Source organism: Granulibacter bethesdensis (assembly GCF_001889525.1).
GTDB classification, from domain to species: Bacteria; Pseudomonadota; Alphaproteobacteria; order Acetobacterales; family Acetobacteraceae; genus Granulibacter; species Granulibacter bethesdensis_C.
Genome location: NZ_CP018192.1, coordinates 911,653 through 929,409 on the forward strand (window position 1 = coordinate 911,653; position 17,757 = coordinate 929,409).

Annotated in this window: 14 protein-coding genes and 1 riboswitch; of the genes, 6 read left to right on the forward strand and 8 right to left on the reverse strand. The window is 57.5% G+C overall.

Annotated elements, in window-relative coordinates; translation table 11 throughout:
• Window positions 1-95: 95 nt before the first annotated feature.
• Window positions 96-309: riboswitch (cobalamin riboswitch) on the reverse strand.
• Between the two features lie 141 nt (window positions 310-450).
• On the forward strand, window positions 451-1,161 hold the full coding sequence (locus GbCGDNIH6_RS04085) for a DUF1826 domain-containing protein (RefSeq protein WP_081369958.1): 711 nt from the start codon (window positions 451-453) through the stop codon (window positions 1,159-1,161).
• On the opposite strand, the gene GbCGDNIH6_RS04090 is transcribed toward GbCGDNIH6_RS04085, so the two are convergent.
• The 3 genes from GbCGDNIH6_RS04090 to GbCGDNIH6_RS04100 all read right to left on the reverse strand — a co-directional run bounded on the left by GbCGDNIH6_RS04090 (window position 1,148) and on the right by GbCGDNIH6_RS04100 (window position 5,015).
• Entirely contained in the window at window positions 1,148-2,758 is a 1,611-nt protein-coding gene (locus GbCGDNIH6_RS04090) for an L-lactate permease (protein ID WP_072562933.1), read from the reverse strand. The genes GbCGDNIH6_RS04085 and GbCGDNIH6_RS04090 overlap by 14 nt on opposite strands.
• Window positions 2,759-2,917: 159 nt before the next feature.
• On the reverse strand, window positions 2,918-3,757 hold the full coding sequence (locus GbCGDNIH6_RS04095) for an aldo/keto reductase (protein WP_072562934.1): 840 nt from the start codon (window positions 3,755-3,757) through the stop codon (window positions 2,918-2,920).
• Between the two features lie 28 nt (window positions 3,758-3,785).
• Window positions 3,786-5,015 carry a BaiN/RdsA family NAD(P)/FAD-dependent oxidoreductase gene (locus tag GbCGDNIH6_RS04100; RefSeq protein WP_072562935.1) on the reverse strand — a complete coding sequence of 410 codons (1,230 nt, stop codon included), beginning with the start codon at window positions 5,013-5,015 and terminating at the stop codon, window positions 3,786-3,788.
• A gap of 80 nt (window positions 5,016-5,095) precedes the next feature.
• Here GbCGDNIH6_RS04100 and GbCGDNIH6_RS04105 point away from each other — a divergent pair, with 80 nt between their 5' ends.
• Window positions 5,096-5,452, forward strand: a complete 357-nt coding sequence (locus GbCGDNIH6_RS04105; RefSeq protein WP_157692321.1) for a hypothetical protein — start codon at window positions 5,096-5,098, stop codon at window positions 5,450-5,452.
• Between the two features lie 57 nt (window positions 5,453-5,509).
• Here the strand turns inward: GbCGDNIH6_RS04105 and GbCGDNIH6_RS04110 are convergent, their stop codons facing one another.
• The 3 genes from GbCGDNIH6_RS04110 to oxlT all read right to left on the reverse strand — a co-directional run bounded on the left by GbCGDNIH6_RS04110 (window position 5,510) and on the right by oxlT (window position 9,637).
• Window positions 5,510-6,505 (reverse strand): 2-dehydropantoate 2-reductase, encoded by a 996-nt coding sequence (locus tag GbCGDNIH6_RS04110; RefSeq protein ID WP_072562937.1) that lies wholly within the window; start codon window positions 6,503-6,505, stop codon window positions 5,510-5,512.
• Between the two features lie 120 nt (window positions 6,506-6,625).
• Window positions 6,626-8,161 carry an acyl--CoA ligase gene (locus tag GbCGDNIH6_RS04115; protein WP_072562938.1) on the reverse strand — a complete coding sequence of 512 codons (1,536 nt, stop codon included), beginning with the start codon at window positions 8,159-8,161 and terminating at the stop codon, window positions 6,626-6,628.
• Window positions 8,162-8,332: 171 nt separating this feature from the next.
• Window positions 8,333-9,637 carry an oxalate/formate MFS antiporter gene (gene oxlT, locus GbCGDNIH6_RS04120; protein ID WP_232449959.1) on the reverse strand — a complete coding sequence of 435 codons (1,305 nt, stop codon included), beginning with the start codon at window positions 9,635-9,637 and terminating at the stop codon, window positions 8,333-8,335.
• A 235-nt stretch (window positions 9,638-9,872) separates the two neighbouring features.
• Between oxlT and GbCGDNIH6_RS04125 the strand changes: the two genes are divergently transcribed.
• The 4 genes from GbCGDNIH6_RS04125 (at window position 9,873) to GbCGDNIH6_RS04140 (ending at window position 14,647) form a co-directional block, all read left to right on the forward strand.
• Window positions 9,873-10,451 (forward strand): YqaA family protein, encoded by a 579-nt coding sequence (locus GbCGDNIH6_RS04125; protein ID WP_072562940.1) that lies wholly within the window; start codon window positions 9,873-9,875, stop codon window positions 10,449-10,451.
• A gap of 219 nt (window positions 10,452-10,670) precedes the next feature.
• Complete coding sequence (locus GbCGDNIH6_RS04130; protein WP_072562941.1) at window positions 10,671-11,123, forward strand: (2Fe-2S)-binding protein; 453 nt, start codon at window positions 10,671-10,673, stop codon at window positions 11,121-11,123.
• Between the two features lie 10 nt (window positions 11,124-11,133).
• Window positions 11,134-13,287, forward strand: a complete 2,154-nt coding sequence (locus GbCGDNIH6_RS04135; RefSeq protein ID WP_072562942.1) for a xanthine dehydrogenase family protein molybdopterin-binding subunit — start codon at window positions 11,134-11,136, stop codon at window positions 13,285-13,287.
• Window positions 13,288-13,312: 25 nt separating this feature from the next.
• Window positions 13,313-14,647, forward strand: a complete 1,335-nt coding sequence (locus GbCGDNIH6_RS04140; protein ID WP_081369959.1) for a cytochrome c — start codon at window positions 13,313-13,315, stop codon at window positions 14,645-14,647.
• Window positions 14,648-14,653: 6 nt separating this feature from the next.
• Here GbCGDNIH6_RS04140 and GbCGDNIH6_RS04145 read toward each other — a convergent pair whose 3' ends face one another.
• The gene (locus GbCGDNIH6_RS04145) at window positions 14,654-15,688 is read right to left on the reverse strand and encodes an aldose epimerase family protein (RefSeq protein WP_072562943.1); all 1,035 of its coding nucleotides are present in this window, start codon (window positions 15,686-15,688) and stop codon (window positions 14,654-14,656) included.
• A gap of 28 nt (window positions 15,689-15,716) precedes the next feature.
• Entirely contained in the window at window positions 15,717-17,714 is a 1,998-nt protein-coding gene (locus GbCGDNIH6_RS04150) for an AsmA family protein (RefSeq protein WP_072562944.1), read from the reverse strand.
• Window positions 17,715-17,757: the final 43 nt, after the last annotated feature.

A 17,757-nucleotide genomic window follows, 5' to 3' on the forward strand; every position in this document is an offset into this window, starting at 1 on the left:
TGGAAGCAAAGGCCGAGCGGACGCATGCAAGGTTACCCGTGATCACGGATTGGAAAACGGGCGTGCAGGCGCACCACCGGGACACCCCGCCCAGGGACGACTATGGTGTCGTGGCAGGTCTCCTGGCTCACGGGTCATCGCCTGCGATCCTGTCTTCCCGAGGCGGAAGCCTCAGTGACGTCGGTGGATGCAGGCTCGCCGCTTACAGTTGCGGGGGCAGCTCCGGCTTTGCTGATGCGCACCGGATTCCCTCTTGGCTCCGGCGTTCGTCTTTGACGGACCCGCAGAACCACGACCAGGCATGCATAGGAAAAAGAATCTCATCAGTCAATGCGGATATAAATATGTCTTTATGTAAATTTTAGCAGCACACCAGATTGATGGTTTTATTGTTATGTTATAACATAACGATCTTGTTTTCCGGCTTCGCGGCTGGTGTGAGGGTTTGCCATGACGAGTTTGTGCCTTTCTTCCGCGTCTCTCGCCCGCCCGCGTTTCCTTTGTGATGAGCCAGCGCCGGACATCAGCCCGTTCTGTGAGAAAACAGCGCATCGCATCGTGGCTGCCGCGTTAAAGAATGGGGCGGCTGGTTTTTTCCCTCGCCAACTGGATGATGTGGTGGCGCACGCGCTGGAATATGCGCCTGATCGCAGCCTGCCGGAAATGCGTGTGCTTGGGCCTTCGTCAGGAATGGCAGCTGCGGTGGAGGAGGTCTGCCGGGATGCAGCTTTCGGTCCGGACTGGCTAAGGGTCTGGCTGGCGCAGGATATACTGGCGCTGGGGCGTCTGTTTCAGGCCATCACCGGGGCCAAGGAACTGCTGGTACGGCTGGAAGCCATTCACACTGATGCTTGCCGCCGCTTTCATGCGGATCATGTCCATCATCGCCTGATCTGTACGTACCGTGGTCCGGGCACACAGTGGATTCACCCGGATATGGCAACAGAATGGGAGCAGGGGAAGGCATGGCCTGTTTCTGCTATTCGTCAGGTACAGACTGGTACTGTGATCATCATGCGGGGCCGCCGGGCGGAAACGGCGCAGAAACCAGCCTTGCTGCATCGGTCTCCGCCTGTCGCGGGCAGCGGCATCACAAGGCTGTTTCTCGCCATTGATGATGCCACTGACCATGACAACGGTGATGATATTATTCCGGAATGATCCAGGGGGTCACATACTGCATGACGACAACGATAATGCCGAGCACCAGTGTCAGGATGATGCTGTGCCAGAAGGTGCGGGCCAGGACCGCGCCTTCCTGACCTTTCAGATTGGTGGTGGCAACGCCGGTGGCGATATTCTGTGGGGAGATCATCTTCCCCATAACGCCTCCGGAAGAATTAGTCGCGGCAAACAGTACAGGATTCAGATGCAGCTGATTGGCGGCCACGACCTGTAAATTCCCGAACAGCGCATTTCCGGATGTATCGCTTCCGGACAAAAACACGGCAATCCAGCCGAGAAAGGCGGAGAGGATAGGAAAAGCCGGTCCTACCGACGCAACGGCCAGACCAAGTGTATAGGTCATGCCTGAGTAATTCATCAGATAGGCAAGGCCGATGATCAGCGAGACGGTCAGAATGGCGATGCGTGTCTGCCGCCATGTTGCAATCATGGCATCGAGGAAGCCGCGCGGTCCGATGCCAACCATGAGCGAGGTCAGGATGGCGGCCAGCAGAATGGCCGTACCACTGGCCAGTGGCTGAAACACCCAGCTGGCTGCATAAGGTTTGCCATACAGGGTTATAAATACGGCATGATCCAGTCCTGGCCAGGGGATTTTATGTGCCCCGATCTCAAAGATGCGTAATGACGTCCAGATGATCACTACGGCGGAGACGGTGAGCCACGGCAGCCAACCCTGCCATGATGGTATCGGTGCGCGATCGGATTGCGCTTTTGCGGCGGTCTGGCTGCGATCAATACGGAAAGCAGGATCAGGTTCAGGCTGCCATATCCGCAGGAAGCCGATCGTAGCGGCAAGGGCGGACAAAGATGAAAGAACGTCGGTCAATTTGTAGTCGATGAAGTTGGAAGAAACGAATTGTCCCAGTGCAAAGCTGCTGCCTGATACAAACAAAACCGGCCAGAGCGCACGAACCGAGCGCAGGCCACCATAAACGACCATCACATAGAAAGGCAGCAGCAGGGCCAGCAGTGGCAGCTGCCGCCCGACCATGGAAGCCAGCACGGTGTCAGGCAGGCTGGTGACTTGCCCCAATACCGTCACCGGTGCCCCCAGCGCACCGAAAGCGACGGGTGCGGTGTTGAAGATCAGGGTGTAGGTCAGGGCTTCGATTGGCGGAAAGCCGACCAGCACCAGCAAGGCGCTGGTAATGGCGATGGGGGTGCCGAAACCGGAAACGCCTTCCATCAGTGCTCCGAAGCAGAAACCGATAACGATCAGAACTACCCGCCGATCATCCGGCAGATGGTCGATCACCCAGTCGCGGAATGCGTCGAAGCGTCGTGATTGAACAGCGACATTATAGAGTACAAGCGCGTTGAACACGATCCACATCACCGGCCACAGCGCGAATGTCATTCCGGCGGCGATGCTGTTGAACGCGATGCCAGGTGGGCATTGCCAGATCAGAACGGCGCAGAGCAGCCCAACGACCAATCCGGCAAGGGAGGCCTGCCAGGCTGGCCGCCGCACGACGCCGAGCAGGATAAGAACAGTGGCGATGGGAAGGATCGCCACCAGAAAAGACAATGGCAGGCTGTCCGAAACGGGCCTGAGAATTTGCTGAAACATGCTAAGGAATTGTCCAGTCCTGTGCTGAAGGATGGGCTTCAGTGGATGGGTTGCGTGTGGAGCGGCACGGGAAAAAATCGAATGTCCGTATCATGGTATTTCTGGCAGAGGACAAGGCTATTCAGCCTCCACAAGAAAAGAATTGGGACGGAGACTGGTTCAGTGTGCTGTATCCGGGTCAGCGCCGGTCCGGCAATCTGTGCGTAAGGCATCGATTGCCTGCATGTCGGTGGCATCCAGACTGAAATCGAACAGAGCGATATTGTCTTTTATGCGTGATGGCGTAGCTGATTTCGGGATGAGCGCGCTGCCATTCTGAAGATGCCATCGCAATACGATCTGTGCGGGACTACGTTGATGTCTGGCGGCAATAGCCGCAAGCTTTTCGTCATGCAGCATGCTTCCGCGCGCCAAAGGACTCCATGCCTGCGTCACGATGCCTAATGAGGCATGAAAGGCCCGCAAGGCGGGTTGAGGCAGGGCCGGATGTAACTCCACCTGATTGAGACAGGGTATCACGCCCGTTTCATCAATCAGGCGGCGCAGATGTGCGGGCTGAAAGTTGGCAACGCCAATCGACCTTACCCTGCTTTCTTTCTGTAAGCGTATCAACGCCCGCCATGTGTCTACATAGCGATCACGCGCAGGCACAGGCCAATGGATCAGATAGAGATCCAGATATTCAAGCCCCAGTCTTTCCATACTGAGATCAAAAGCATGCAGGGTCTGATCATAGCCCTGATCGTCATTCCAGAGCTTGGTAGTGATGAACAGTTTGCTGCGAGGAACGGAGGCGGAAGCAATGGCAGCTCCTGTCTGCTCCTCATTGCCATAGAAAGAAGCAGTATCAATCAGCCGGTATCCGGCTTCAATAGCGGTATGAATAGCCGGTTCGACCTGATGGCCGGTGATTTTGTAGACGCCCAGCCCGATCTGGGGAATGGCGTGCCCATCATTCAGGGACAGCAGCGGAACGTGCGATGCAGCGATGGAGGCCATGCGGAAGTCTCCTTTCTGACAGTTTTTTTCAAAGCGATGACTGTTTTTCAAGCCAGTGAGCCATACCGGCGGCGGCAGCTCGGCCGGTGGCAAAGCATGCCTGAAGCAGATATCCGCCGGTTGGAGCTTCCCAGTCCAGCATTTCACCCGCCACGAACAGGCCGGGTCGGCTGCGGATCATGAAGTGCTCATCCACAGCTTCCCATCGGACACCACCAGCGGTGGAGATAGCACGTTCCAGAGGCTGTACCCCCGTCAGACGCAGGGGCAGGGACTTGATCAGAGCTGCAAGGGGTCCCGGATCGGTTGGGGGAGAGACCGTGCTTTCCCTCAACAAATGGCTTGCGGCAGAGGACAGGGCCAGGGCTTTGCGCAAGGTGTTTGAGAGAGATTCCCTGCGGCGGGCGCGTGCGAGTTTTGCAGCCATGATGTCTTCCGCCATATCCGGGCGCAGATCGAGGCAGAGATCGGCATGGCCATTCCGTTCGATCAGGTCGCGCAGGCGGGCGGAAAGAGCGTAAATCGGGCCGCCTTCCAGTCCGTAAGCGGTGATGATCAGGTCGCCTCGCGCAGTCTGATCGGGTTCTCCGGCAATGGACAGGGCGATGTTTTTGAGAGCCGTTCCTTCATGCCGGCTGATGAAAAACGGTGTCCATGGCCTGGAAAATCCGCAATTCGCAGGTTTCAGCGGTGCGACCGGCAGCCCGGCTTTTGTCAGAGGCGTCACCCAGTCACCATTGCTGCCCAGCCGGGGCCAGGAGGCTCCGCCAAGGCCCAGCAGGGTGGCTGCAACAGGAGGTGGCTGAAGAGTGCTGCCATCCGGGCCGCTCATCAGGAGGGAACCATCCGGCCGCCATCCATGCCATTCATGTCTGGTATGGATGGTGACATCCTGTGCGGTCAGCCGCTCCAGCCAGGCACGGAGCAGGGGAGAGGCTTTCATCGCCCGTGGAAAAACTCGCCCGCTGCTGCCTGTGAACAGGGATTGGCCCAGCCCCTCGGCCCAGTGACGCAGGGCATCGGGTGGAAAAGCACGGAGCGCTGCTTCCAGTGACGGGCGCGCGGAGCCATAGCGTGTCAGGAAATCGGTCAGCGGTTCGGAATGGGTCAGATTGAGGCCGCCGCGTCCGGCCATGAGAAAGCGGCGTGCGGGGGACGGCATTTTCTCATAGACATGGACCGTATGTCCGAGGGCAGAAAGATGCTCGGCGGCGAATAATCCGGCTGGCCCAGCACCAATGATCGCGATACCGCTCATCGGAGGGCAGGCCGTAGCAGACAAGAGCGCAGGATAGGATTCGTGCAGGACATGACGGGGTGATGATAGCGGCTTTCCAGATGCTCGTCTTGACGGGGACGCTCGGAATTGTGGCCGCATGGATGCTGGCGCGTCCTGCCTCCTCTATGGTGCTGCGCGCACTGCCTGCCTGCATGCATGCCATAGCCGGGATGTGCAGTCTGTTTCTGCTGTGGTGTGGACGGAATGAGCCGGTGAGGGGAGCCGCATTTGGCGTGGCTCAATTCGGTAGCATGGCATTTTGGCTGATTGCAGCGGCCTTTATGATCGGCATGGGAATGCTCGTTTTCCGCTCTATCGGGCGCAGGCCTCCCGTTCTTTTGGCCGGGCTGCATGCGATGCTGGCGATGGGGGGCGTGCTGATGCTGGCCGCTTATGTTGCCTTTCCGGGGCCGTGAAACAGAAAAAGGGGGCTGACTGCCCCCTTTTCCGTTACCGGTTGGATTCTGTTTGACTCAGGCGGCAGACTGCGGGTCTTCGTAGCAGCCGGACTGGCGGGCGCGTTCCCGTACCAGAGCCAGCACCAGCTCGCAGGACGGCATCGGTGTTCCGGTGACGTGACCCAGTTCCACCACCGCACCCAGCAGCGCGTCGATTTCCATCGGTCGGCCACGTTCCAGATCCTGCAACATGGACGTCTTGTGCACGCCGACCTCGGCCGCACCATCGATGCGCTTTTCCAGATCGATGCCGAAGCGCACGCCGAGCTTTTCAGCCACGATCTGAGCCTCCCCCATCATGCCCCGGCAGGTCTGGCGCAGGTCGGGACGGGTGGTGATGATGTCGAGCGTGGCGCCGGTCAGTGCGCTGATCGGGTTGAAGCAGAGATTGCCCCACAGCTTGACCCAGATTTCGTCACGAATGCGCGGACGCACCGGCGCTTTCAGACCGGCGGCAATCATGGCCTTGCTCAGCGCATCAATACGCGGAGAACGGCTGCCATCGGGCTCGCCGAGTGAGAAGCGATCGCCATAAGTGTGTTCAATAACCCCCGGCTCCACCACTTCGGAGGCCGGATAGACCACGCAGCCAATCGCCTGGCTGGGGGGGATGATGTCCCACAATTTTCCACCCGGATCGACGCTTTCCACCCGACGGTTGGCGTGCTCGCCCTCCAGCCCGTAGAAATACCAGTAGGGCACGCCGTTGATGCCGGTCACGAGTGCGCTGTCTGGTCCCATCATCTGCGCGATGGAGGATGCGGCGCTGGGCAGTGAATGCGCCTTCAGCGTCACGAATACGTAATCCTGAATTCCGGCCTCCGCCGCACTGCCGACGGCGCGCACGGCGACGGTGTCACGCTCACCATCGCGGATCAGGGTCAGCCCATTCTGTTGCAGGGCGGCAAGCTGCGGCCCGCGTGCCACGAGGGTTACATCCACTCCGGCTTTCGCAAGCTTGAAGCCGAGCAATCCACCGATGGCACCGGCGCCGAAAATGGCGACTTTCATCGTCTCGATCCTTGCGTATGACGGCCTTCCATAGCGGGCCGTGTTCATCATGGCGGGTCAGGGGACGCAGGAGGAAAACCATCTGCGCCGCCTTGTTTGATGCGTTGGAAAAGACGGCGATTACGCCGTCAGCCCCAGTTTTTCCGCCAGACCGATGCGTTGCAGCTTGCCGGTGGCACCCTTTGGAATTTCCGTCAGGAACACAATCTTGCGCGGCACCTTGAAGGCGGCCAGACGCTGGCTGAGATAATCACGAATCTGATGCTCGTCGGCTGTCTGACCCTCATGCAGCACAATGGCGAGGCCGGCTTCTTCCCCCAGCTTGTCATGCGGAATGGCGAAGGTCAGGCATTGCTGCACCGCCGGGTGTTCCATCACGACGTTATCGACTTCAAGCGGGCTGAACTTCTCACCGCCACGATTGATGATTTCCTTGATGCGACCGGTCAGCCACAGATACCCAGCCTGGTCGATCTTGCCCTGATCGCCGGTACGGAACCAGCCATCATGGAAACCTTTCAGATTGGCATCCGGGTTGTTCTCATAGCCTGCTGTCACGTTACGGCCGCGGATCACGACCTCCCCCAACTGGTTCGGGCCGAGGATGGTACCATCATCATCCATGATTGCGACTTCGGGACCGGCAGCAATGCCGACACTACCGGCATAATGCGGGCGCGGGGGCAACGGATTGGAGCACATCTGATGCGCGGCTTCCGTCATGCCGTAGGCTTCCAGCACCGGTACGGAGAATGCATCCTCCAGATCCTTCATTACCTGCGGCGGCAGGGAGGAGGAGGAGGAACGGATAAAGCGCAGTCGGCTCTTGGCGATGGTGTCCTTATTGCGTCCGGCCAGACCCAGAATGGCCTGATGCATGGTCGGAACCGCCGTGTACCAGCTCGGGTTTGCTTCAGTAAACCAGGAGAAGAACTTGAATGCGTTGAAGCCCGGGGTTGCCACCACGGATGCGCCAGCCGCGAGGGAGGAGAGGGTGGCAGCGATCAGCCCGTGAATGTGGAATAGCGGCATGATGTTCAGGCACACATCGCTGGGCGTCAGCGCCAGCGTTTCGGCGATATGGATCGCGGATGCAGAGACATTGACCTGACGCAGCGGTACGATTTTGGGACGGGAGGTGGTGCCGGAGGTGTGCAGAACCAGAGCGATATCCTCGGCCTGCGGGATGCCTGCCGCGGAAGGCTCACCGCTCAGCCCTTCCGGCAGCGCCAGTGAAAAATCACCCGCCCCGGAAGCCTCGATCGGGTCCAGTTCGATCACCGGGATGGAGCGGCGTGCCGCGATGATGCGGGCCGGGCTTTCCATGCCGCGCTGGATCACCAGCGCCTTGGCGTTGAGATCGGACAGGTAGAAGTCGAATTCTTCTTCCTTATAGGCGGGATTCAATGGCGCCGTGGTGGCGGCATGAGCCACGGCAATAAAGCTGGCAGCCATTTCAGGGCCGTTCGGCAGCACGATGGCCACGCGGTCACCGCGGCCGATCCCGGCCTTGCCCAGCGTTTCGGCCGTGCGTGCGGCCAGGGCGCGCAGCCCTGCATAGGTTAATGCGGTGCGGCCGGGCGCGCCAATGGCGGGCGCATCAGCGGCACCGCGTGTCAGCAGACCCTGAATCGTGTCAGCGAAATACTCGGTCATCGTATCCCCTCGATGTCATGAGCGGTTATGCGTGAGGCGATCCGCAGGCTCTGCCACCCCGGTAGAGGCGGATCGTGCGCCGGAGCAGGCGCGAGGCAAAAAAATCTTCGTAAGGTTATTATCAGGGCCGGGCGTAATAATCGTTTTCCGGCCCTGATTGTCGTCCCCGCCTCAGTCGTAAGATACGGGAGACAGGGAAAGCCCGTTTTCTTCCATCGCCCGGATGTTGGCGTGGCGCAGTGGTTTCAGCACGAACAGGGCGAGAATGGCGGCCAGAGCATTGCTGGCGGCGGCGACATAGAATACGGCCTCCCAGCTTCCGGTATGGGCTGTGATGATGGAGCTGACCGGAACCAGCAGGGCGGAGGTGCCTTTCGCTGTATACAGCATGCCGTAATTGGTGGTGGCATATCGGCGGCCGAACGTATCGGTGCAGGTGGCCGGGAACAGGCTGTAGATTTCACCCCAGGCGAAAAACACCAGACCGGTGACGATCACGAAGGCAACCGGGCTGTGAGCATAATGCAGCAGGGCGAAAATACCCACGGCCTCGATCCCGAACGCGATGAACATGGTCAGTTCACGACCGATACGGTCAGAGACCCAGCCGAAGAACGGGCGTGTCAGACCATTCAGAACGCGATCGAGCGACAGTGCGAAAGTCAGGGCAGGCAATGTCAGGCCAAGCAGGGTCACCGGCATCTGATCGACACCGTAATCTCTGGCGATGACCGCGATTTGCGCCGTTGCCATCAGTCCACCGGTGCAGACCAGCACGAACATCAGATACAGCAGCCAGAACACTGGATGGCGCAGTGTCTGAGCCGGCGTCTTGCCTTCCAGCTCTCCTGTTGCCAGCGCTCCTGTTGAGCGACCGGTATCGATGGGGGAAGGGGCCTTTTGCGGGGCGACCAGGAACATGGAGGCGATCATCACGATGACGCCCTGCCCGAGACCAAAGGTCAGGAAGGCGGATTCATAACCGTGAGAGGCAATCCAGGATGAAATCGGAACGATGGTGACGGCCGAACCAGCGCCGAACCCTGCGGCAGTGATGCCGGACGCCAGACCACGCTTGTCCGGGAACCATTTCAGAGCGTTACCGACAGTGGCCCCATAAACCAGCCCGCATCCGACACCCCCGATCGCAGCGGCGGTGTAGAGCACGGTCAGCGAATCGGCCATGCTGTCGATAGCCCAGGAGGCAGCGATCAGCACACCACCCGCCAGAACGGCCAGTCTGGGACCATAGCGGTCAACCAGCCAGCCTTCGATCGGTACCAGCCAGGTTTCCGTCAGAACGAAAACCGTAAATGCTACCTGGATGGCAGCGCGTCCCCAATGATGCGCCTTGTCGATCGGCAGGACAAACAGGGTCCAGCCGTACTGAAGGTTCGCAATCATCACCATGCAGACGACGCCAAGCGCCAGCTGCAGCCAACGGGAACCCGATGGCTGGAGGGCGGTTCCACTCATAATGCTTAGGCTCCCTAACATTGCGGGAAACTCATCCCCGCATTGATTTTCTTTCTACAAAACCCCCGCCAGCTTGTTAAGTGTTGCGGGAGCGAAATTTTATGTTTTTATGGCAGCATGATAAGAAATTTTCAAACAAAATAATTCTATTTGTCTTTATAATTGGTCGTCCCCTTGAGGGGGAGAGTATGGCATGGCATTGGCATCCCCTGAACCGTGGGAATGGCCCTGACGAATGCTGCGCCGTCTATATGATCGTATCCTGTCCTTGGCCTCTTCCCCGCGCGCAGCATGGTGGCTGGGGCTGATTGCATTTGCGGAAAGCAGCTTTTTCCCCATTCCTCCCGATGCGTTGCTGATTCCCATGTGCGTCGCGCGACCGGAACGCGCCTGGCGTTTCGGCCTGATCTGTACGTTGGCCAGTGTTGCAGGGGGAGCGTTAGGATACTGGATTGGCTTTGCCCTGCTGGATGCCGTGGCAAGACCTATTCTGGAACTTTACCACTACGAACATGCCATTACGCGTTTCCAGGAAACTTATGCGCAGTATGGCCTGTGGGTGATCCTGCTGAAGGGATTGACGCCGATCCCCTACAAGATCGTCACGATCGGCTCCGGCGCAGCACATTTCAATTTCGGTATCTTCATGCTCGCGAGTCTGGTGACCCGTGGGCTGCGTTTTTTTCTGGAAGCCGCGCTGCTGCGCCGTTTCGGTGCCCCCGTCAGTCATTTTGTTGAAAAGAGGCTGACCCTGGTGACGACTTTGTTCGCGCTGGCATTGGTGGGTGGTTTCGTTCTCCTGAAATTCCTCTGACAGGGCTTTCCCCCCTTTCGGAACCTCCTCAAATTCTCTGCGTTTGATGCTTATCATGGAGCAGGTCGTTTCGACTTGTCTGATTGATTTGCATCCTTATAAAACAGTCGCCTTATCATAACGGACGTTCTATAAGGATACTCTGCGATCCATGCCTGTCTGGCTTGTGGCAGGTCATTTGTCGTGTATGACCTTTACGCCTGCGGGGAGGAGTTCCTCATGATTACGTTGAATATCAACGGTGCCGATCACCAGTTTGATCTGCCGGAGGACATGCCTTTGTTGTGGGCATTAAGGGATGTGGCTGGGCTGACCGGTACAAAATTCGGTTGCGGGATCGCCCTATGTGGGGCGTGCACTGTTCACATGGATGGGGAAGCGGTTCGCTCCTGTACCCTTCCGTTGGGAGAAGCCGCCGGTCACAAGATCATGACTATTGAGGCGGTCGGCGATACACCGGCAGGGGCGAAAGTTCAGAAAGCCTGGCTTGATATCGAGGTCGTCCAGTGTGGGTACTGCCAGTCCGGGCAGATCATGGCGGCAACCGCATTGTTGAATGCACATCCCCACCCAACAGATGACGATATCGATGCGGCCATGAGCGGCAATATCTGTCGTTGCGGTACTTATCCCCGCATCAGGCGTGCCATCAAACAGGCATCGCAGGCATAAGGGGGGAGCCATGAACCACACTACTCTTTCCCGTCGCGGCGTTCTGGCCGGAGCGGCCGCTCTGGTGATTGGCACATGGCTGCCTCGCAGCCGCCATGCAAAGGCAGAGGGGGCTACGGAGCAGGCCGACCACTCATTTGCACCCAATGCCTTTATTCGTGTGGCACAGGATGGCGGCATCACGTTGATCATGCGCGATGTGGAAATGGGGCAGGGCATCTGGACCGGAGCGTCCATGCTGCTGGCTGAGGAACTGGAGGTGGGTCTCGATCAGATCAGCCCCCAGTTCGCACCGCCGGATGAGAAACTGTATGCGTCGCCGCTCCTTCAGATGCAGGCGACCGGCGGTTCGACATCTATCCGCGGCGACTACAAGGAATTTCGTATGGCCGCCGCTACGGCACGCAGCATACTGGTGCAGGCTGCCGCCCGTGAATGGGGCGTGCCGCCCGGGGAATGCACTGTGAAGCGTGGTGTTATCAGCCACCAGGCCTCTGATCGCAGTGCGCCATACAAGGATTTTGTGGCTGTTGCCGTGACCTTGCCGGTGCCGAAAGACGTTCCGCTCAAGGATCCGAAAGACTGGACATTGATCGGTCATTCGCAGAGGCGTCTGGACACACCCCCAAAGGTCAATGGCACGGCCGTATATGGGATTGACGTTAAGCTACCCGGTTTGAAGGTCGCGACAGTCGAGACATGCCCCGTCCTCGGCGGGAAGCTGGTTTCAATGGATGAGAATGCGGCGCGGGCTGTTCCCGGCGTGCGCGATGTTCTCAAGCTGGATCACGCTGTGGCTGTGGTGGGTGACCATTTCTGGGCTGCAAAGCAGGGTGTGGAAGCACTCCATATCGTCTGGGACGAGGGACCAAATGCGCAGGTCTCACAGGCCGAGATCGTGGAGGGCCATAAGGCTGCCTCCAGAACGGATGGCCTGACAGCGCGTAAGGTAGGTGATCCGGAAGGCGCATTATCCAGTGCAGCCAGCAGGATTGAGGCGGTGTACCAATTGCCGTTTCTGGCTCATGCACCCATGGAGCCGATCAACTGCACAGTCCATGTGCGTAAGGAAAGTGCCGAAGTCTGGTGTGGCACTCAGGTGCCGGCGCGTGCGCAGGAGGAGGTTGTGCAGGTAACCGGCCTGCCCAAAGAGAAGGTTCAGGTCCATAATCATATGATTGGGGGCGGGTTCGGGCGGCGACTGGAAGCTGAATATGTCCGTCAGGCCGCTGCTTTCGGTCGTCAGGTTTCTTATCCGTTAAAGCTGATCTGGACGCGGGAGACCGATATTCGTCACGATCGGCTTCGGCCTTACTATTACGATACCTTGTCCGGTGGGTTGGATGCGGATGGCAAAGTCATCGCATGGACGCACAAAACCACGGGTGCCAGTGTGTTGGCGCGCTGGGCACCGGTGGCCATGCCGAAAACAGGCATTGATCCCGATCTGATAGAATGTGCTGAAACACCCTATGATATTCCAAACATGCGTAATTCATGGGTGCGTCACGAGCCACCCGGTGTCGTTGTCGCGTGGTGGCGGGGTGTCGGACCGGCCCATAATGTTTTTGTGGTGGAAAGCTTTGTGGATGAGCTTGCCGCTGCCGCCAGACAGGATCCGCTGAATTTCCGCCGTACATTGTTGCATAAAAACCCCCGAGCGTTGGGTGTGCTGAACGCAGCCGCTGAAAAGGCAGGCTGGGGAACGTCCCTGCCGCCGCGTCACGGGCGTGGCATCATGGTACAAAACGCCTTCGGTAGTTATCTCTCAGTCGTATGTGAGGCCGAAGTAAAGCCGGACGGAACGGTCCGTCTGCACAGGCTGGTTGCCGCGATGGATTGTGGACGAGCAATCAATCCGGATTCTGTTCGTGCGCAAATCGAGGGTGGGCTGGTCTTCGGCCTGACGGCTGCACTGTATGGCGAGATCACGCTTGAAAAAGGCCGTGTTCAGCAATCAAATTTCAACGATTACCGCATGCTGCGGATGAATGAGGTTCCTCCGATCGACATCGTGCTGATCGATAGTACCGAAGATCCCGGCGGTTTGGGAGAAACGGGCACTGCGGCAGCATTCCCTGCCATTGCAAATGCTGTTTTTGCGGCGACTGGAAAGCGTATCCGGCGTTTACCGCTTGGTCTGGGACAGCTGGCGGATGCGTGAGCGTGACAGGAAGGGATGCATTTCGATGTCTGATCTTACAGAAATTGCTCATCAGGATTCCTGTTTCACATTTTCCTCTGGTACACTGTCGGGGCTTGGGCATGCCATCACGACAGGATTGGCAACTTTTGCAATAGCGACCTGTGTGCTGGGCAATGGTATCGCCCATGCTGCGGATAGTGCCCATGATGCACTGGTTGAAAAAGGAAAATATCTGACTACGGCAGCGGATTGTGAATCATGCCATACCGCAAAAGGTGGTATTCCTTTCGCCGGCGGTCGGGAGTTCAAGCTGCCGATGGGCGTTTTATATACGCCGAATATCACACCGGATAAGGACACAGGAATCGGCGACTATACGGATGACGAATTTGTCTCGGCCATGTGGGATGGAGTAGGGCGTGGCGGTCGACATTTATATCCGGCTTTTCCTTATACGTCGTATACGAAACTATCACGGGATGATGTGCTGGCGATCAAGGCGTATCTGTTCAGTCTCAAGCCTGTTCATGCTGTCTCTCCTCCAAACAACATGAGTTTTCCTTTCAGTCAGCGCTGGCTGATGGTGGGATGGAACATGCTGAACAATCCGAACCGGCGGTTTGAACCTGATTCTTCCAAGTCTGAGGAATGGAATCGGGGTGCCTATCTGGTGGAGGCACTCGGCCATTGCGGGGAATGCCACACGCCGCGTGGATGGACCTATGGCATGAAAAACAGCCGTGCCCTGTCAGGTGAAACGATGCAGGGCTGGAAAGCCTACAATATTACCAGTGATCCTAAGCAGGGAATTGGTGACTGGTCCGAGAGTGAGCTTGAAGCCTATCTGGCCACAGGTCATAGCGATGGTCGGGGCAGCGCCTCTGGACCGATGGCAGAAGCGGTCAGTTACAGCCTGAGCCGTCTGACCCATGATGATATTCACGCCATGGCGGTTTATTTGAAAGCCGTACCGCCCATTGCCGATGGTGTTGGTGTTGCATCTGCGCCAGAGCAAGCGAAAATGCCAGATCCCGCTACTTCTGCAAACAGCGAGGGTGGCCGTCTCTTTGCCGGCGCATGCAAAAGTTGCCACACACTCAGCGGAGCAGGGCGGCAGACGAATTATGCCGCCATTGCCGGAGCAGCCACCGTCTCCGATCCAGAGGGTACCAATCTCGTTCGCATTCTGCTTGATGGTTCAGTGCTTGATATAGAGAAAAACGGCATTTCTACCGTGCATGCGTTCATGCCTTCCTTTGGCCTGTCACATACCGATGCGGAACTTGCCGTGCTCTCGAACTATGTGCTTGGCCATTTCAGTGGCGTGCGTGGAACTGTCACGGCAGATCAGGTGAAGGATGCACGCATTGCCCAATAAAGCGGTTCAGCCAGCGGTAAACTGAAACCCGATCTGGTGCCGGTATAGTTCACCTGGCTTGACGATCGAGTAGGGAAAACTGCTGTGATGCGGCGCGTCCGGGTAGTTCTGTGCTTCCAGTGCAATCCCCGCATAGCGCTGATGAAGCAGACCATTCAACCCTTTAAACTGGCCAGTCAGATTATTGCCAGTATAGACCTGCAAACCTGCCTGGGTTGTCATGATGCGCAAAAGGCGACCATTCCCGGGATGATACAACCCTGCCACGTTCCGCGGATGCTCCGTCACCCGACCATCAAGGCAGAAACAGTGATCAAGGCCGCCTGCGATTTTCAATTGCGGATGATTTGATAACAGGATTGCACCCAACACGGTAGGCTGCTGGCAATCAAATGGGGTATCTGCCACGAAACGCAGCGGAGAAAATGGAATCTGACAATAATCAGTCGCCAGATACTGTGTGGCAGCAATCTGGATTACATGATCGTGGATTGTGTCCGAAGCCCCCAGATTGAAATACGGATGTACGCTGAGATTGATCGCAGTCGGTTTGTCTGTCTGGGCGGTCAATGTCAGCCAGAGTGTATCACCCCCCAGCCTGTATTCTGCTTCTGCATAGACTTCCCCCGGGAAGCCCTGATCGCCATCAGGGCTGTTCAGACCGAAGGTAATACTTTCCGCATCATGCCGGACAACCTCCCAGAGCCTTTTACCGAAACCATCCGGGCCGCCATGGCGTGTATTGCCGTTTTCGTTGGTGGCCAGACGATGGTGAGCACCATCAATCCGTAAATCCCCCCCTGCTATCCGGTTGGCATAGCGGCCCAGCACGACACCCAGCGAGCCGCCTTCCGCCGCATAGGCTTCAGCACTGTCATGACCAAGCAGGACATGATCCCACGCGCCATGACGGTCTCTGCTCATGATGGAGACCATCCGAGCACCATCATCGGTAAAGGCAACCTGCAGATGCTCATTACCGGCCCGGAAAAGGAAGGCTTTCCGGCCGTCTGCAGTTTGCCCGAAAGCGGAGTGCTCCATCTAAATCGCCTTTTTGAAAGCAGGGCGATTATTTCCGCTTTGTATGGCGTGCGACAAGCCCTTTGCAGTCATCCACCGCGCCGATTCCGGTCTGAATGGTCGGTAAAAGGGCGAGCGGAGGAAACAGGATGCCAAGACCAATCGCAGCTCCTGCCCGGACTCCAAGCTCGGCGCCTGGCATAATGGAAGGATTTTTAAAGGTGCCGCCAATATTGATGGGAGTCGGGAGTGACCCGATCGTAAAATGGTTTGCTTCCGTCCGTATTGCGTAATCCAATGTTTCCGTACGGAGGTTGATCTTACCGGTGCCCCGTATATCGGACTCTGTCGTGTCGATGGCGAATAACCGTGTATCCATCACCCCTTGCCGAAGGGTGTAATCCGCAATCATGCAGCGTATCTGCGCTTTGGAGGGAATACCAAGTGCGGACAACACGGCATTGCCGAATTGAAGGCCGGAAAGATTGACCAGCAATGCACTGATATTACCGCCATGTCCCATGGTCAGGCGTAGGTAGCCATCGCCATGTCCCAGCATTGCGGCAATGGAATTACCTTTGGTTTTGATGCTGGCCTCTCCGCCGATCTGGCCACCGCCTGTGAAACCGGACACTGATTTAAGAAGGCGTTGCAAGGAAATTTTGTGAAAAGAAATGCTAGCATCAGCATCAATCGTGTTTCCATCCGGTGATAGCTTAATCGTGCTGGTGACATCCCCATTGCCGATACCAAAGGAAAGAGGATGAAGCTGAATACGGCCATCCACGATATCCATGATGACGGTGACATTATCCAGCGGCATCGATCGACCAAGAATGGACTGGCTTTTATAGCGGAGATGGATATCGGCGGCTTTGAGTTTAGGAATGTTGATGGGGCGTGTAGGAAAAAGCTGAGGACTGGCCTCTGCCTTGGCGATTTCTCGTTTCTGCTCCAGCGTTTGCCCGGGTGTCGTGGTTTTTCCGGGTGTGGAGCCGATGAAGCCGCCCAGATCATCGAGATCGACCTTGCGGCTATGAAGATCGGCCGTTACCACCGGCCTGGCGCCGGATGGCTCGACGATAATCGAACCGTTGAGGTCGCTTGATCCTACATGGCCGGTGAAGTTCTCGAACCTGATGCGCTGCTCTGCATAGGTCATATGGCCTTCAATATCGTAAGGCGGAGTCTGGGGAATAGGAATTCCGGTCAGTGGATACAGGGCCGCCATGTCGGCCCCCTTCAGCGTCAATGTCAGATCGGCACCGGCGAAATGCAGTGGATCGGCAATAGTGCCTCGCAGGGAGCCTTTGGTGGGACCGTTCTCCAGATGGAGTGACAAAGGATAGACCGTATGGTCCTGCCGCAAGGTCAGCACGTCTCCGGCAACCAGCCCGCCAGTCATCGGCTGCCCGGCATAGCTGCCTTTGGCCTCTGCGATCAGAGCATTTTTGCCGGTGCTGTCCGGGCCTGTTGCCAGAGTGATTGAAACATCGGCCTTTAACGGTGCATCCTGAAACAGGATGGAGCCACCTTCTATATGGAGGGTTCCGATTTCAGGGCTGGCACGCTTATGGGCGGCAGATTCTGCCTTGTCTTCGTTTTTGCCGGACGGAAATGTCCAGTTATTGCGATTGTCTTCCGTCCTGATCAGGTAAAACGCTGGTTTCGTCAGGGCAATGCGAGGAATGGCAATGAGGCGTTCCTGCAAATAACGCAAGACATCAACCTCGATTTCCAGGTGTTCTATCCGAGCGAACTCGTTTTCGGTGCTCTGCTGGCCTGACTGTTTCCCATCGGAAGATGAAGGAACAGGGAATCCATCAGGCTGGGCGACACGTACTCCCTCCAATTCAACGCTGGTGATCCGCCCGGGATGGAGATTGAAATGCGTCAGGTTCACGTTCCGGCCCAGCGCCTGACTGAGTTGCGATGCCACAAACGGCCTGAACCAGTTCCAGTCCCACAACAGGATCAGCGCAGCTGCACCTCCGCACACAAAAGCTGTGCTGATCAACCATTTTTTCTTGCGTGCGGAGAGTGCCATCCTTTGCTAACGGCGAGATAAACGCAGGGTTGCGCCAGCAGGA

Bases quoted from the DNA above. Each gene is read 5' to 3' on its own strand.
- GbCGDNIH6_RS04125 (WP_072562940.1), top strand. From the start codon at position 9,873: ATGCTGCGCCGTCTATATGATCGTATCCTGTCCTTGGCCTCTTCCCCG.
- GbCGDNIH6_RS04130 (WP_072562941.1), top strand. From the start codon at position 10,671: ATGATTACGTTGAATATCAACGGTGCCGATCACCAGTTTGATCTGCCG.
- GbCGDNIH6_RS04110 (WP_072562937.1), bottom strand. From the start codon at position 6,505: ATGAAAGTCGCCATTTTCGGCGCCGGTGCCATCGGTGGATTGCTCGGC.
- GbCGDNIH6_RS04150 (WP_072562944.1), bottom strand. From the start codon at position 17,714: ATGGCACTCTCCGCACGCAAGAAAAAATGGTTGATCAGCACAGCTTTT.
- GbCGDNIH6_RS04135 (WP_072562942.1), top strand. From the start codon at position 11,134: ATGAACCACACTACTCTTTCCCGTCGCGGCGTTCTGGCCGGAGCGGCC.
- oxlT (WP_232449959.1), bottom strand. From the start codon at position 9,637: ATGAGTGGAACCGCCCTCCAGCCATCGGGTTCCCGTTGGCTGCAGCTG.
- GbCGDNIH6_RS04145 (WP_072562943.1), bottom strand. From the start codon at position 15,688: ATGGAGCACTCCGCTTTCGGGCAAACTGCAGACGGCCGGAAAGCCTTC.
- GbCGDNIH6_RS04140 (WP_081369959.1), top strand. From the start codon at position 13,313: ATGTCTGATCTTACAGAAATTGCTCATCAGGATTCCTGTTTCACATTT.
- GbCGDNIH6_RS04105 (WP_157692321.1), top strand. From the start codon at position 5,096: ATGCTCGTCTTGACGGGGACGCTCGGAATTGTGGCCGCATGGATGCTG.
- GbCGDNIH6_RS04100 (WP_072562935.1), bottom strand. From the start codon at position 5,015: ATGAGCGGTATCGCGATCATTGGTGCTGGGCCAGCCGGATTATTCGCC.
- GbCGDNIH6_RS04085 (WP_081369958.1), top strand. From the start codon at position 451: ATGACGAGTTTGTGCCTTTCTTCCGCGTCTCTCGCCCGCCCGCGTTTC.
- GbCGDNIH6_RS04095 (WP_072562934.1), bottom strand. From the start codon at position 3,757: ATGGCCTCCATCGCTGCATCGCACGTTCCGCTGCTGTCCCTGAATGAT.
- GbCGDNIH6_RS04090 (WP_072562933.1), bottom strand. From the start codon at position 2,758: ATGTTTCAGCAAATTCTCAGGCCCGTTTCGGACAGCCTGCCATTGTCT.
- GbCGDNIH6_RS04115 (WP_072562938.1), bottom strand. From the start codon at position 8,161: ATGACCGAGTATTTCGCTGACACGATTCAGGGTCTGCTGACACGCGGT.